Here is a 16,309-nt window from a genome sequence, read left to right on the forward strand (position 1 = left end):
AAATCTATGTTTTCTTAACTTTTTTTAGCTCAATATGCCTAAGCACATTTACTTTAGATTAGCCTATTATTGAGCCATTAAATATAATTTAACATCTTAGATATGCTAATAATTTTTGAACAACATTTTTTTTATTTTTCTGCTTCTTTTAAATTTGTTTTTTAAGTACGTTGGTAAAATTTGCAGATTTTTACCCACTATTTATGGCAACAGCGAATTACAGGAAAGATATGGCCAGTAGCCCGTCCGTCCCATATATAGCACTCACCAATCCTTCCCATCAAAGAATTAGCTTGGACTATGAACTATAGTAGTTCTCAAAGTGATAAAGAAATTATAAAGCATAAGTTGTCACCCTAGGGATCAGTGAATTTTAATCTCATAAAAGACCGTATGAACTTTTGTTAACTTTTTTTAATATATTTTATTACAAACTATTATAGTAATTTATGTTGCCAGGGATGCCAAGGTTTCCTATGCTTAAATGTGGCAGTATTTTCGGATCAGGATGAGCATCCCCGTCCAAAATTTCCACCCATAGTTCTAATTCGATTAAATTTTGAGGAGTTCTGCGATGCCAATTGCAGTTGGAATGATTGAAACTAAAGGCTTTCCCGCAGTAGTAGAAGCTGCTGACGCCATGGTGAAGGCTGCCCGTGTGACTTTAGTAGGATATGAAAAAATTGGTAGCGCTCGGGTTACAGTTATTGTGAGAGGAGATGTTTCTGAAGTTCAAGCTTCAGTAGCAGCCGGCATTGAAGCAGCTAAAAGAGTCAACGGTGGTGAAGTGGTATCTACCCACATCATTGCTCGTCCTCATGAAAACCTAGAATATGTCTTGCCAATTCGTTATACAGAAGCTGTAGAACAGTTCCGGGCTTAGTCTAATTACTGTTTAAACGAAAAACATTAACGGGGCTGCTGGCTTGAGTTTAAATCTGGTACAAGTAAAAATTTAATTTAAGGACAAAAACAAATGTCAATTGCAGTAGGAATGGTAGAGACTCTAGGCTTTCCAGCCGTAGTGGAAGCTGCTGATGCGATGGTAAAAGCTGCTCGTGTTACCTTGGTTGGTTATGAAAAAATCGGTAGTGGTCGGGTAACAGTTATCGTTCGTGGTGATGTTTCCGAAGTTCAAGCTTCCGTAGGTGCTGGAGTAGAATCAGTTAAGCGCGTCAACGGTGGACAAGTCCTATCCACCCACATCATTGCTCGTCCCCACGAAAACTTGGAATATGTCCTCCCCATTCGTTATACCGAAGATGTAGAACAATTCCGGGAAGGTGTTAACACAATCCGCCCTTTCGGTAGAAGACCATAATTAATAATGCAAATTGCCAGAGTTCGTGGCACAGTAACTAGCACCCAAAAAGATCCCAGTCTGCGGGGTGTGAAGCTACTAATGTTGCAATTAATAGATGAAAATGGCAATCTCCTGCCAGTATACGAGGTAGCCGCCGATAACAGTGTAGGGGCAGGAGTAGACGAGTGGGTACTTGTCAGTCGTGGCAGTGCGGCTCGGCAATTATCAGGTAATGAACAACGACCCTTAGACGCAGCAGTAGTGGCAATTATAGACACCATTTACGTTGAAGATCGTGTAATTTACAGCAAAAAAGACCAGTATAGATAGTCAGGGAATAGGGAACAGGTGACAGGTGACAGGTGACAGGGAACAGAGAAGAAGTAAAAACTGACCACTGACCAATAACCACTGACAACTGACCACTGACAACTGACCACTAACAACTGACAAAAAGCTTATTTCAGGAGGAATCTCGCAATGGTAGTCCGCAGCACGGCGGCACCCCCAACCCCATGGTCAAGGAGTTTAGCAGAACCAAAAATCCATGAAACTGCGTTTGTCCACTCTTCTTGTAACCTCATTGGTGATGTCAATATAGGTGCAAATGTCATCGTAGCTCCCGGTACTTCGATTAGAGCAGATGAAGGAACACCTTTTTGTATTGGTGAAAATACCAATATTCAAGATGGTGTCGTCATTCACGGGTTGGAGCAAGGCCGAGTCATCGGTGATGATGGCAAGGAATACTCAGTATGGGTTGGCAAACGTGCTTCCATTACCCACATGGCACTCATTCATGGACCCGCTTACGTTGGCGATAGTTGTTTTATCGGCTTTCGTTCTACCGTATTTAATGCCAGAGTGGGCGCAGGCTGCATAGTGATGATGCACGCCTTAATTCAAGATGTGGAAATCCCACCGGGTAAATACGTAGCTTCTGGATCAATAATTACTACCCAGCAGCAAGCGGACAGGTTGCCAGATGTACAAGCACAGGATCAAGAATTTGCTCACCATGTAGTAGGGATTAATCAGGCTTTAAGGGCTGGTTATCACTGTGCTGCGGATAGCAAGTGTATTGCGCCCATTCGGGATGAACTTAATCTTTCCGGTGCTAAATCTTATACAAGTATTGAAGTTGAAGAGTTAGAAAGGAGTAGTGACGTGGCGAGCTATAGCTTGGGTGCAGAAACAGTAGATCAATTACGTTATCTACTAGAACAAGGATTTAAAATTGGCACAGAACACGTAGACCAAAGACGTTTCCGTACAGGTTCTTGGCAAAGTTGTCAAGCAATTGAAACTCGGTCTTTAGGTGAAGCTGTTGCGGCTGTAGAATCTTGTTTGCGAGATCACAGTGGCGAATATGTGCGCCTTTTTGGTATTGACAACAATAGAAGACGGGTATTAGAAACTATTGTTCAACGTCCTGATGGGGTAGTTGCTGGCACATCTAGCTTCAAAGCTCCTGCGGCTGCATCTACCAGTAGCTACAACGGTAATGGCAATGGTAACGGTGTTGGTAGTGCCAAACTGAGTGCCGAAACTGTAGATCAAATCCGTCAACTTTTGGCTGGAGGTTTCAAAATTGGTACAGAACACGTAGATGAGCGTCGCTTCCGTACTGGTTCTTGGAATAGTTGTGAACCAATTCAATCTAATTCCACTCAGGCAGTTGTTTCTGCTTTGGAAGAGTGTATAGAAACTCATCAAGGTGAGTATGTACGTTTGATTGGGATTGATACCAAGGCTAAACGCCGTGTCTTAGAAACAATTATCCAAAGACCAAACGGACAAGTAACATCTTCTGGTAGCACCAAATCATTTACCAGTACAGGTTCAAGTTCTGCAACTGCTACGGCGACAGCTACTAGCACCAGTTTAACTGCGGAAATAGTAGGTCAATTGCGCCAACTGTTATCCAGTGGAGCAAAAATTGCGGTGGAACACGTAGATCAACGCCGTTTCCGTACAGGTACTTGGACAGTTGCAGGTCAAATTCAGGCTACATCTGAAAGAGAAGCGATCGCTGCCTTAGAAGGATACGTATCTGAATACCCAGGCGAATATGTACGCTTAGTTGGGACTGACCCCAAAGCCAAACGCCGCGTCTTAGAAGCAATTATCCAACGTCCATAAGAGGCAGGGAGCAGGGAGCAGGAGGCAGGAGGCAGGATGCAGGGAGCAGGGAGCAGGGAGCAGGGAGCAGGGGAGCAGGGGAGAAATTTTCTTCATTCTTCCTTCTTCCAAGTAACCACTGACAACTGACCACTGACCACTGACAACTGACAACTGACCACTGACAACTGACAACTGACCATTTCCGGCTTCCGAGGTAATAAATTCCATGTCTGTATCGCTGCTACGCCTGGGCGATAGATTTGATGCTCATATTCATGGCGACGTAATTATTCATCCCAGTGCAGTCATAGCTCCTGGGGTAATTTTACAAGCAGCTACTAACAGTAAAATTGTAATTGGGGCTGGAGTATGCCTGGGTATGGGGTCAATTCTCCAAGTAAGTGAGGGTATTCTAGAAATAGAAGCAGGAGCAAACCTGGGAGCCGGTTTCTTGATGGTTGGTGAAGGCAAAATTGGGGCTAATGCTTGTATTGGTGCAGCTACAACGGTTTTTAACTGTTCCGTAGCACCAGGACAAGTTATTCCCTCTGGTTCAATTTTGGGAGATACTAGTCGGCAGATTGTTGAACCGTCAGCAGTCCAACCAGAATCTACCAATTCTCAACCAGAGAAACCAGAGGAAGCAGCCGAAAACCTAGAATCTTCTCATTTTCAACCACAGAAACCAGAGGCACAGGAAAAAGCATTTTCCTCAACTCAACTCTCGGTTGCAGCTTTTCTGGAGTTTAAACACCAATCCACGCCTGTATCGCCACCTTCACCTACACCGAAAAGCCAGTCTCCACCAGAGTCAGAAACGCCTGTGGCTAGTAATTCTACGCCCATTGAAACCCCGCTACCAGAGTCTCCAGAAACCACTTCCGAAGACTTAGAACCTGGCGATTCTGATCTAGAAACTCACAACATTTTTGGTACGCAAATCTATGGACAAGGTAGCATAAATAGGCTACTGAGTACATTATTTCCCCATAGACAATCCTTGGGTCACGAAAACTCTCACAATTCTTCAGGTTAAGTGTTAAGTATGAAGTATGAACGTAAGTCCATATTGAAATGCTAGTTTTCATTCTGCTGTGATTGAAGACGCTATACGAACCTTATCCCGGAAAATTCAGATGGAAACATATAATCAAAGTGCTTTGAGCAATATTCATGCACCACGTCGCCGTGATAGCCTCAAAGACACTGCTTTAGGTTTAGTCTCGACTCTCAGTTTTCCCGCTATAGTTGGCACGGCTGACATGATGTTAAAGTCGGCTGGAGTCCACTTAGTTGGCTATGAAAAAATTGGTAGTGGTCATTGTACAGCAATCGTCCGAGGTGGCATTGCTGATGTCCGTTTGGCTGTGGAAGCTGGTGTACAAACGGCTGAACAGTTTGGACAGTTGGTTTCTAGTTTGGTAATTGCCCGTCCTTATGCTAATTTAGATATAATTCTACCTATTAACCGTCTGACTCGATTTATGGGAAATGGTGGATACAGCCGTTTGAGTAATCAAGCGATTGGGTTGGTAGAAACTCGCGGATTTCCCGCTATGGTGGGTGCTTGTGATGCCATGCTTAAAGCTGCTGATGTCCAGTTAGCATCTTATGAAAAAATTGGTGCTGGTTTGTGTACGGCAATTATTCGCGGTTCGGTGGCTAATGTGGCTGTAGCTGTGGAAGCGGGGATGTTTGAGGCGGAACGCATTGGTGAGTTAAATGCCGTAATGGTGATTCCTCGTCCTTTAGATGAGTTGGAAGAAACTTTGCCTGTGGCTAGTTGCTGGGTGGAAGAACGCCAACCAGTTAATATACCTATTAATATTAAAGATAAAATAACAGATGTGGAAGCGGTAGAGTTGCCTGATTTGGCGAAACTGCCTGTGAGAGTTAAGGAAGAGATTTGGAATGATGAATAAGTAGGGCTTGCTGATAGCGTGGCGTTAGCCATACTTCTAGCCCTCATAGACAACTTTTCCAGCAAAGCTACTTGTATAAAACTCATCAACCTTCATGAATTAATTGCAGCAAAGCCTCCGTTGATATCTTGCCACTCATGTCAGTACCTTCCAAGAGACTATCCGCCAAATCTCGCTTGTGATGATGCAACTCCACAATCTTATCTTCAATAGTATCCTTAGCCACCAGACGATAAATTGTTACCGGGCGTTGTTGTCCAATCCGGTGGGCGCGGTCAGAAGCTTGATCTTCCACAGCCGGATTCCACCAAGGGTCTGTATGGATCACGTAATCAGCAGCGGTGAGATTCAGTCCTGTACCCCCGGCTTTCAAACTAATGAGAAAAACATCCCCATCCCCCGCTTGAAAGGCATCCACGCTTCTTTTCCGTTCTGCCATTGGGGTACTACCATCTAAATATTGATATTTAATCCCTTCTTTAACCAGATAATTGCGGATGATATGTAAATGGTCAACGAACTGACTAAACACCAACGCCTTATGGCGATTTTCTAAAAGTTCACCCAGCACCTCACCAAAAAGCTGCAACTTAGAACTGGATAATTCAGTGTCAGGCATTACCAAACTAGGATTACAGCAAGCGCGACGCAGTTTCATAATTTCTGCTAAAACTTGTAAATGCTTCTGTCCTGCATCTGCATTACTTTCGGTTAATTTAGATATAGCTTGACGACGCAACGCTTCATAAAATGCCTTTTCCTCTTTACTTAACTCCACATGAAGCAGAATTTCAGTTCGAGAAGGCAATTCTGACAACACCTGATTTTTTGTGCGTCGTAATAGGAATGGTTGAATTAGTTTTTTCAGTTTATTACGTGCTTGTTTATCTTGATATCTCTCAATGGGATTTGCAAAGCGTTGATTAAAGCTTTCAAAAGAACCCAATAAACCAGGATTAATAAAGCGGAACAAATTCCACAACTCACCCAGATGATTTTCAATGGGAGTTCCTGTTGTCAACACTTTGAAATTAGCTTTTAAGTTCATAGCTGCTTGGGAACGTTTAGTAGCCATATTTTTAATTGATTGGGCTTCATCCAATACAATCGTTTGCCACTGCACTTGAGCAAGCATTTGAGATACTTCTTCCTGCTGCAATAATCCATAACTACATACCAACATATCCAATGGTTGTAAACCATCCAATAATTTTTGGCGGTTAGCACCAGAAAATTGCATAATATTCAGAGTTGGGGCGAATTTCTGCGCTTCACTCACCCAATTCATACAGACGGAAGTGGGGGCAATAATTAAAGTTGGACCTGCATGGGCATTTCTAAGAATGACTGCTAATGCTTGCACGGTTTTACCCAGTCCCATTTGGTCGGCTAAACAAGCACCTACACCCCAATGTGCCAAACGCGCCAACCAACAGAAACCATCCATTTGATAGTCCCGTAATTCGGCTTGAAAGGTAGACGGGAGTTCTGGTTGGAGGTCTTTCACCTCCTTGAGTTTCTGGATATGTTCCTTCCAGTGTTTATCTGCTTTTAGTTTACCTACCTCATCCACAAAATCCTCTAACCCTAGTGTGGCCAAGGGGTGAAAACGCATACCTTTGCCATGTTTTTCCGAAAACATCCGCAATTCGTCGAGACGTTTACGAAAAGCTTGGGTTAAAGCCAGAAATTGACCATCACCCAGGGGGATAAATCGGCTGGGGGTTTTTTCCAAAAGTGCTAGGAGTTGCTGCATATCCAGCACTAAGTCATCATTGAGTTTCAATTCACCGGTGGCTGCAAACCAATCTTGTTGACGTTGAATTGATAAATTAAAGTCTTTCAAGTCTGCATTGTGACTTACCCGCAGTTTTTCCCCTTCTGGCCAAGCCATAACTACGCTGTTTCCCAGTGTTTGCAATTCTAGCAGCAGTTCTAAACAGTCCTCTGCTTCTTCTATTGTCCATTCACCATCTTGTTCTTCAATTTGGGTTAAGGTGGGACAGGCTGCTATAACAGCTTTAGCAAGTTGTTTTTCTTCTGATAGATTGCGTTTAGTTTGCAGACGTTTACCTTCAATTTCGGCAATGACTGTTTCACCACCTGCACCGGGACGGAAGTATGGTCCACCTTGGGTAAAGGGACGGGATAATAGGGTGATTTTCAAGCCGGAATTGGCGGGTAAGAGGTGAATGTGGGGTAGTGTTTGGGCGGGGACTTCTTCTGCATTTTCTAGTCCACCACCGATGTCAGAATGGACGGTAACGATACCAGAGACGGCATTAATGGCTGCTAAAACTTGCTTTTCGGCGATCGCAGGAACATTTAATTTGTTATCTTTACCAATAATCTCGGCAATGCGTCTGTGTTCAGCTTTAATTTCAATAACTTTGATGCGGGTAGGGGTTTCTTTAATATGCAGAATGTTCTGTGATTCTGGTAATTTGGGCGAAAATTCCAAGGTGAGACGACCTTGTTTTTCTTTTTTTACCAATAGTTCTGGTTCTCCTTTGACGATTTCTACGCGGATATTGGGTGTATCTTCCCAAAAAACTACTGGATGTCCAATTAAAGCTAAGATAGCTTTTTCGTTGAACATATAGTCAACTTTGCCATAATAGCCCTCACTATATGCCTCAATACAACCACAGACCCGCATATCTTGGGGTGTGACGTAATCAAACTCAGCTAATCCACTGCTAAGACGTTTAAGGGCTATGGGACGACCTTTACTCCATTCTCCTTTGGCATTAACTTTTTGTTCTTTGGGCTGTAAACTACATTGAACGGAATGGAAGGTGATGAACCATGCTAACCGCAGTTCTGACTCTGGTTTGCCAGGTTTTTGTGGTTGTTTCTGGAGATTTGCTAGGGCATTAAGACACATTTCCCAAGCTGCTTGGGGTTGGATTACATCTACTATGGTTTGAATGCCGCTATCTTCTCTTAGTGCTGCTGCTTGTTGTTTATAGTTGCTGCTGGGTTTGAGTCGGGATAGGAGTTCCGCGCTTTCCATTGCCAACCAATGATGACAGGATGCGAGCGATCGCCTATATAATGGTTCTAATATATCAGGTAAGCGTTTTTTAGCACTCTCAGCATCCATCCAGTAAAGGCACAGAGAACAAAATAATGTTTGTAAACTATTTTCTTCTTCTACGGAAGTAATATAGGCACTTACTACAAGTTCTTTTTGAGTAATATCACCTCGCTGAACCTGCAATACCATTTTCAGTCTGGCATAAACAAATGTCAGCCAATGATCTGATTCACGGGACATTAATGTGGCATACTCTTCTGCTTCTTTGAGGCGTTCTGCTGAACCGTCTTTTAACAATGCTAGGATAAAAAATAAGCCGCCCATTGTATTAAAATATATTGAGCGTTTGCCTGTGGCTTTCTTTATAGCTTTGAGGGCATCTGTATAGTACTTAATGGCTTGTTCATTTTCACCTCGAAGAAAATTCAACCAACCCCAATAAGTAGCGGTGTTATTTTGATATTCCTCTGATATCCGTTCTAAACTATCCTGTGCTTCTTCGGTATCACCCCGTAATAAGAATTGTTCTGTCAAAACCAGATTTAGATAATCTGAAGCATATTTTTCAGATTCACAACATTCTTCGTCTAGCATCATAAACGCATCTTCGCAGTCAGATAATTTTAATGCCGAATTGAAGAGGATGCTAGATATACTACGTTCATATAATTCTTTTGGTAATGTCTTAAACCAATTTTCGTCAAATGGGTTATTGCATATCTGCTCAAAGATATTCTCTATTGATATTTTTTCCTCGCTATAACTATGCTTATGGTAACTTTCAATTTGCTTATTAATAAAAATAGGATCTTTACGGTAAAAACCAATGCGGATTTCTCTGATACACTGGCGGACACTGCGGAACATCCGAACATCATTTCCGTAAGTAGGTATTGGTAGTTTTTCCTCTACGGCTTTAACTAATATATCGAACTTTCCGGTTTCTACCGCATGACGAGTAGCAATTTCTGTGAGTAACGGATGGCATTCAGGACCTGATTTGTTTTCCTTAACTAGCAAAAGTGCTATTACCAATTTTTCAATTTGGTAATTGAGGGTTGTAGTAGTCCAAGGTCTATTCTTTTCGTCTAAGGCAGCAGTTTGCGAAAGACAACTGAGGAATGAACTTTTGTCTATCGGTGCATAAATTATCGAAAACAATTGGATAATCTTTTGGATAGCAGGGGATAAATCGAAGTATTTTTTAGCGAGTTGTGTTCGTAATTGGGTGGAATTAGCGTTAAAATCAGACATGGTACTAATAATTGACACCGTTGTTAGGTATCTGGTGTAGATGTGCAAAAGCAGTTGAGCTTTTAACTGGAATATTACCTTTTAGATTACCAGATGAATTGCTACATTTTCTCAAAGTTTGAACCATTAACCCCGTTCTGTCACTCTCGGAACACAATAATCGAATCCATCTTTTGTATACTGCAAACGGTTCATAGTTTAACCAAATATGAAACCCCCCTCCAAACCTCTCCCCGCAACGGGGAGAGGCTTTGAACCTTGTTCTTTGTATAATAAAAAAGTCCAGCTTCTAGCCGTTTTGAGTATAATTACAGGACAGATATAATGACAAAGAATATATAGGACTCCTATTTGATTTTTGATAGCTTGTGTGGCGTAGCCATACAAGACTCAGTAGGTATCAATTCTGTCTTTTCTGTTCCCTGTTCCCAGTTAAGAGTTCCCTGTTCCCTGACCACACAAGTAAATTCAGGAATCAAACCGGATTCCTATACATTTATATATATACTAAACTTGAGGGCTTTGTATAAATAACACTTAAAAAATCCTTAGTGTTCCGCGATACCAAGCTATATCTACAAATTGTTATCAGAGGAGAATCAGCTTGAATCAAGCGACGTTGCACCAGTTGAAGGTGTTCGAGGCTGCTGCCCGACATAGTAGTTTTACACGCGCTGCGGAAGAGTTGTTTTTGACTCAACCTACCATTTCCATGCAAATCAAACAGTTGACAAAATCAGTAGGTTTACCATTGTTTGAACAGGTAGGAAAGCGTTTATATTTGACGGAAGCGGGACGGGAATTATTTGCTACTTGTCGGCAAATTTTTGAGACTATGGACAAGTTTCAAATGATTATTGCGGATTTAAAAGGATTGAAGCAAGGACAATTAAGACTGGCTGTAATTACTACTGCTAAGTATATTATTCCCAGATTGTTAGGTCCTTTTTGTCAGCTTTACCCTGGGATTGATATTTCTCTCCAAGTTACAAATCATGAACTGATTTTAGATCGGATGATGGGTAATTTGGATGACTTGTATATTATGAGTCAAATTCCTGATCATTTCGATGTCAATTTTCAGCCATTTCTAGAAAACCCTTTAGTAGTTTTTGCACCGGCGAATCACCCCTTAGCGAAGGAAAAAAATATTCCGATTGAACGTTTGGGAGAAGAACCGTTTATTATGCGTGAACCGGGTTCGGGAACTCGCAGTGCTGTCCAAGGTCTGTTTGAAGAACATGGGGTAAAGGTGAAGGTGAAATTGGAGTTGGGGAGTAATGAAGCGATTAAGCAAGCGATCGCTGGTGGGTTGGGTATTTCTGTATTATCCCGTCATACTTTGCTGACAGACACTGCGGAATTCAGTATTTTGGATGTCCGACACTTTCCCATTAAACGCACCTGGTATATGGTTTACCCTGCTGGTAAGCAGTTATCTATTATTGCTCATACTTATTACCAGTATCTTTTAGATGCAGCGAAAAAAATTACTGAGCAAGGTGGTTTAATATTAGATCATAGTTCGGTGGCAACCCATCTTTAGATCAAGCTACTACAGATACATAATCACTTGGCTATGTATCTAAAAATTACCAGTAGCTTGACTATAAACTTTTTTTAAAAAGGGAGAATTAATGATGCAAGTTCAAGAAATAGCTATCTCTTTAGTTTTGGGTCTTTCTTTACCCATAGTTGCAGATGTTTCCGTTCAGAGTCAGGCTGTAGCTAACCTCGCTTTTCCAAAAGGGGAATTTTTTGGTGTTGCTGAACTAAAGTATGAAATTGAAAAATCAATGATTTTAAACTCTTACTCTCTGCGACTCTGCGCCTCTGCGTGAGGTAAAATCATATTCTGAATCAGCAACGCCAATAATTATAAATAAATTTGGCAAACCTATAGCCTCAACTCAGTTGCTATTGAAAAATTTTTGATTAACAAGATAGTAGAATAAGGTACAGACTACGTGGTACAGAAGAGAGGAAGGGAAATTGGAAGAACTCAGGGCGGTATTGGAATTAGCCACCGAAGAGGAACTACAGGACTTGACAGCTATTCTGTTTAGTCGCAAGTTTAACCCCTTAGATTATGTTCATACACCCGAACCTATTGCAGTGCAAAGCCAAGATCACCAAGCTTGGTTAGATACAATAGAAGACCGCTTTCGGTTTTTAGCGGCTGACGGTATAACAGTATTACGAGGACGCACTGATCAAGTAACTTACCGACAAGCCCTAATTCAAGTATGCAAATATTTGAAAATTCACTATTATCAAGATCTAACAACAATTGATTTAGAAGCAGAAGTTTTTTTGCATCTAATGGGAAAGGTTTGGAAAAAGCTACCAAAACAAGAAAAGCAACAATTAACTATTAATGTGCAACGTCAGTTAGTAGAATCAAAACTTAAACAACCATTACCATTGTCATTGCAACGTGATCCTTTAGGATTAATATTTAAAGGTGGTAGTGCTTTGGCTGTAACTTCTGTCATCCAACCTTTTGTTCTTCAACAAATCGCCCGTCAATTTGCTATTCATTTTGCTACCTATCAAGTAGCTAAAGAAGCAGCAATTACAGGTACAGGATTAGCTACCAAACAGTTTCAAAACTATGTGGCTTTGCAAATGTCCCGTCGAGGTATGACCATGAGTGCAGCCCGTTATGGTGCGGTTCGTGGTGCGTTTGCTTTGGTAGGTCCTGTGATGTGGGCTTGGTTTTTTGCTGATTTGGGTTGGAGAGCGATCGCCACAAACTATGGCAGAATTATTCCTACAGTCTTCACCCTGGCGCAAATTCGTCTTACCCGTACAGAATGTTGGGAAATAGCTTAAATAAAAGTTTTTATCATCCAAACCCCCGCCTACAAACCCCTTGGCATTGGCTACAATTTGGACTAATATCTTTTCCTCTGAGTCCATTTTTGGGCGGTATCTCTATCGTTGTGGCATCATTGCTAACCTGGCGTAAACAATACCATATCATTAGCGATCGCCCAATTCACAAGGGATTTGCTATTTTGAGTATCTTACTCCTGATTACCACCGGATTCGCCTCTGGCAAACTCGATGCTGTTTTGGGTTTATTCAACTTAATTCCCTTCTTCTTCTTTTTTACCGGACTCACTCCTCTCATCCAAACACCCGCCCAATTACGACAAATTGCTTGGATCATGGTATTTGGATCTATACCTGTTTTAATCATCGGTTTTGGGCAATTATTTCTCGGTTGGAATTTCCAATTTCAGTTTTTATGGATTGTTTTTGATTGGATAGTTGCACCAGAAAAATCATTATCAGGACGCATGACTGCTAATTTCATGCACCCTAATACTTTAGCTGCTTATTTAGTAACTATTTTTATTTTGGGTTTAGGTTTATGGCTAGAAAACTACCACAAACTCAAACAAAACAATCCCCTAATTATCTTCTTGACAATTACTGTATGTACTAACTTTATAGCCTTAATTTTCACCAATTCTCGTAATGGTTGGGGAATCACTATTTTTGCCTGTTTAGCTTATGCTTTATATAAAGGTTGGCGATTAATTGTTGCGGCTGTTTTCACCATTACCAGTCTTTGTTTCTTCGCAGCTTTTGCACCTGCACCTATTGCCCAATTTTTCCGACTTTTTGTTCCCTACGGTATTTGGGCGCGATTAAATGATGATATGTTTCCTAATAGACCAGTAGGATTAATGCGGAAAACTCAATGGGATTTTGCCTGGAATCTCACTCAACAACATCCTTTAACTGGTTCAGGTTTACGCAGTTTCGGAAGACTTTATAAAACCCAAATGCAAATTGATGTTAACCATCCTCATAATTTATTTTTAATGCTGTCTGCCGAAACTGGGTTAATTACTACTTTGCTATTTTGTGGTTTACTAATTTGGATCTTAATTACAGCCAGTCAAACTCTCTGGAAATCTAAATCTATAGCACCAGAAAACAGATTAATCTTCTTTAGTTATATTATCACCTTTAGCGGCTGGATACTATTTAATACTGTTGATGTCACCACTTTTGATATTCGGTTAAATACTCTCTCTTGGGTTTTCCTAGCTGCATTATCTGGCGTTATGTATCAATATCAATCACGTCATAAGTAGGTTAGCATTGAAAATAGTCGTTATGGCAAGGCAAAAGGCAAGAGGCAAGATTGAAGAGGGTTTGGGCGATTTTACGTTTCTTTACACAGTTTGGTTTTATTGTGTTATATCTATTTCACTATAAACAGCTAAAGTAGAACCAGGAGAATTATTCAACTATGAACTTAATTACCAGGATATTTTTGCAAATGTACCGTAATCGCTGTTTTCCCCAAGTCTTTGTCTTTATTTTCATGATTACTAGCTTGTTTGCTTGTAGTGTAACTGAAAATAGTACATCTGCAAATGCTAAAAATCCCCAACGGTCACAGTTAAGCCAAAATAGCTTACCTCAATCTATTTCTCAAGCAGTTCTCAGAGATGCTTCTAGAGTTTCTGGGTTAAAAATTTCTGATTTGAAAATTACTCAAGTTACATCTACTATTTTTAGTAATCCCTGTATTTTCCAATTTGGAGAAGTTTGTACAAAGGAATATAATCCTATTCCAGGCTGGACTGTAATTGTGCAAGTGAAAGAACAATCTTGGATTTATCATGTCAATAAATCAGGTTCACAAATTCTTTTAGATCCGAAAATTAGCAATAATCAATTACCAAAAAAAATTACTAATGGGGTTTTGAGTGATGCTTCTAAACGTTCTGGTTTAGCAATAAGTTCTCTGAAAGTTACCCAGTCAACCCAGAAAACTTTTAGCAATTCCTGTGTGTTTAATTTTGGTGAAGTCTGCGCTCAAATATTTGATCCCATTAAAGGTTGGGAAGTAATTGTTAAGGTCAAAAATCAATTCTGGACTTATCATGTAGATATAACTGGTACACGCATTGTTTTAGATCCTCAAATTACTAAAATTTAATAATCAAACACATTCTAACAAAGCTACTTTAAACTCAGCCGCAGTTTGAAAATGAATTTTTGGCTTTTCTATTAAAGCCAAATCTATCACTTCTGCTAATTTTTCGGGAATACTACTATCACGTTGACGAATGAGGACAGCATCATTTCTTAGCACACAATTCCAGGAATCACCAACAAAATCACGGGGGAAATATCCCGTTAACATATTATATAAACAAGCAGCACTTGCCCACACATCAACCTCTGGTAAGGAATTTTTTAAATCTAGCAATTGTTGACGGCACATAAACGCAGGAGTACCCATTTTCGCACCTGTGAAAGTGTGTCCACTCAATCCAGCTAAATCAAAAGCTTTGGATAATCCATAATCTCCAATTTTAGCCACCATTTTACCGTTGACCTTGGTAATAAAAATATTATTCGGTTTTAAATCTCGATGTACTAAACCTTTTCCTTTTCCTAGTCTTCCGTCTGCTAATTTCACACAAGGAACTTCAACATTATGGGTATATATTAACCCGTCTAGAACTTGCAGAGTAATATCAACAGCTATGCTAACAGGTAACTGTCCTCCTGATTTCTCCATCAAATTCCAAACATCCCCACCTGCACAATATTCCATTGTAAAGAAAAAGGTATTTTCGACATAGCCATAATCTAACATCTGCACCACATGAGGATGTTGTAAATATTTGGTGTTTTCTGTTTCTCGCAAAAACATTTTTACACCCAGTTCTTTAGCAGCAACTTTAGGTAACATTAACTTTAGTGCTACCCGTTTTTTAGTGGGGATATGTTCAGCTAGAAATACTTCTCCAAATCCACCTTCACCTAAGAGGGTGTTTGGAAAGTTATGGTTGATGTATCAAATATTTTTTACCCCACCCTAACCCTCCCCTTGTAAAGGGGAGGGAACTGGATTTTTATTGTTTCCCCCCTTTACAAGGGGGGACTAAGGGGGGTAGCAATGTGATGAAAATTACGGAATACCACTTTTCAAACATCCTCTAAAGATTTTATAATCTGATAATTAGAAATTTTCTGGAGATTTTGATTACCTTGATTTGCTAAATTTAGCAGGTTTTTAATAATTTCAAAAAAGTTCGGTCTATTATTTTATTCTGCAACTGGAATATAAGGAGTTTTCTGTTTTTCCAGTTCTGTTTCTACACCAATATCAAAAATAATATCTCCTACCGCTACCTGGTCATTATTGACTAAATCATATTCAGTAAAAACTATCTTTTTTGCTTCCTCTGGAGATTCTCCCGCTTTCCTTTGTCCGATTTTTTTACAATTAACAATCGTACCGTTTAAACTCCCTAAATCACGGATTCTCATTTCTGGAGGATTGATATCTAATAAGCAATGATAGCGGGAAACTGTCATATCAATATTATCGGCAATTTGCAAATTGCAATCTTCACCTCTGCCGATAATACAAGTGCTGCGACTATCAAATATATATTGTTTTCCTGAAAGTTTTCCTGTGGTAATGGTGAGGGTGACGGTAGATGGCATTTTCCTAATAATTAATTATTTAAGGTTGTGGTAAATATTATACTCTGTAGCGACTGTCTTGATTGTCAAGCGATCGTTAAGGAAAAATTTAAAGTCTAGGAAAAAAGTCAGAAAATAGAGGAGAAAAACAGAACAGAACAAAACAGGTAAATTATAGATTGCCATAAATTACCAAAC

General features: G+C 40.3%; 12 protein-coding genes and 1 pseudogene. 11 read left to right on the plus strand and 2 right to left on the minus strand.

Annotated features, from left to right (window positions below):
- Positions 1 to 574 precede the first annotated feature (574 nt).
- The 6 genes from FJR37_RS14645 to FJR37_RS14670 all read left to right on the plus strand — a co-directional run bounded on the left by FJR37_RS14645 (position 575) and on the right by FJR37_RS14670 (position 5,349).
- The gene (locus tag FJR37_RS14645) at positions 575 to 883 is read left to right on the plus strand and encodes a carbon dioxide-concentrating mechanism protein CcmK (RefSeq protein ID WP_027401081.1); all 309 of its coding nucleotides are present in this window, start codon (positions 575 to 577) and stop codon (positions 881 to 883) included.
- 93 nt (positions 884 to 976) lie between these two features.
- Entirely contained in the window at positions 977 to 1,321 is a 345-nt protein-coding gene (locus FJR37_RS14650) for a carbon dioxide-concentrating mechanism protein CcmK (protein ID WP_015080435.1), read from the plus strand.
- Between the two features lie 6 nt (positions 1,322 to 1,327).
- A complete protein-coding gene (locus tag FJR37_RS14655; protein WP_015080436.1) occupies positions 1,328 to 1,633 on the plus strand; it encodes a EutN/CcmL family microcompartment protein in 306 nt (101 codons plus the stop codon).
- Between the two features lie 150 nt (positions 1,634 to 1,783).
- Positions 1,784 to 3,445, plus strand: a complete 1,662-nt coding sequence (locus FJR37_RS14660; RefSeq protein ID WP_168466352.1) for a ribulose bisphosphate carboxylase small subunit — start codon at positions 1,784 to 1,786, stop codon at positions 3,443 to 3,445.
- Between the two features lie 208 nt (positions 3,446 to 3,653).
- Entirely contained in the window at positions 3,654 to 4,463 is an 810-nt protein-coding gene (locus tag FJR37_RS14665) for a transferase (RefSeq protein ID WP_168466353.1), read from the plus strand.
- 100 nt (positions 4,464 to 4,563) lie between these two features.
- A complete protein-coding gene (locus FJR37_RS14670) occupies positions 4,564 to 5,349 on the plus strand; it encodes a BMC domain-containing protein (RefSeq protein ID WP_168466354.1) in 786 nt (261 codons plus the stop codon).
- An 85-nt stretch (positions 5,350 to 5,434) separates the two neighbouring features.
- On the opposite strand, the gene FJR37_RS14675 is transcribed toward FJR37_RS14670, so the two are convergent.
- Positions 5,435 to 9,643, minus strand: coding sequence for a DEAD/DEAH box helicase (locus FJR37_RS14675; RefSeq protein WP_168466355.1), 4,209 nt, complete (start codon positions 9,641 to 9,643; stop codon positions 5,435 to 5,437).
- A gap of 604 nt (positions 9,644 to 10,247) precedes the next feature.
- On the opposite strand from FJR37_RS14675, the gene FJR37_RS14680 reads away from it, so the two are divergent.
- The 5 genes from FJR37_RS14680 (at position 10,248) to FJR37_RS14700 (ending at position 14,609) form a co-directional block, all read left to right on the plus strand.
- Positions 10,248 to 11,189: a LysR family transcriptional regulator gene (locus FJR37_RS14680; RefSeq protein WP_168466356.1), complete on the plus strand. Its 942-nt coding sequence runs from the start codon at positions 10,248 to 10,250 to the stop codon at positions 11,187 to 11,189.
- 91 nt (positions 11,190 to 11,280) lie between these two features.
- Entirely contained in the window at positions 11,281 to 11,484 is a 204-nt protein-coding gene (locus FJR37_RS14685; RefSeq protein ID WP_217355284.1) for a hypothetical protein, read from the plus strand.
- A 151-nt stretch (positions 11,485 to 11,635) separates the two neighbouring features.
- The gene (locus FJR37_RS14690) at positions 11,636 to 12,478 is read left to right on the plus strand and encodes a YaaW family protein (RefSeq protein WP_168466358.1); all 843 of its coding nucleotides are present in this window, start codon (positions 11,636 to 11,638) and stop codon (positions 12,476 to 12,478) included.
- A complete protein-coding gene (locus FJR37_RS14695) occupies positions 12,460 to 13,755 on the plus strand; it encodes an O-antigen ligase (RefSeq protein WP_168466359.1) in 1,296 nt (431 codons plus the stop codon). The genes FJR37_RS14690 and FJR37_RS14695 overlap by 19 nt, the downstream gene beginning before the upstream one ends.
- A gap of 158 nt (positions 13,756 to 13,913) precedes the next feature.
- Positions 13,914 to 14,609: a hypothetical protein gene (locus tag FJR37_RS14700; protein ID WP_039200327.1), complete on the plus strand. Its 696-nt coding sequence runs from the start codon at positions 13,914 to 13,916 to the stop codon at positions 14,607 to 14,609.
- A gap of 6 nt (positions 14,610 to 14,615) precedes the next feature.
- Here the strand turns inward: FJR37_RS14700 and FJR37_RS27765 are convergent.
- Positions 14,616 to 16,132: pseudogene (locus tag FJR37_RS27765) on the minus strand (FHA domain-containing protein); the annotation flags it as partial.
- Between the last annotated feature and the right edge of the window lie 177 nt (positions 16,133 to 16,309).

Source organism: Aphanizomenon sp. UHCC 0183, from assembly GCF_009712065.1.
GTDB classification, from domain to species: domain Bacteria; phylum Cyanobacteriota; class Cyanobacteriia; order Cyanobacteriales; family Nostocaceae; genus Dolichospermum; species Dolichospermum heterosporum.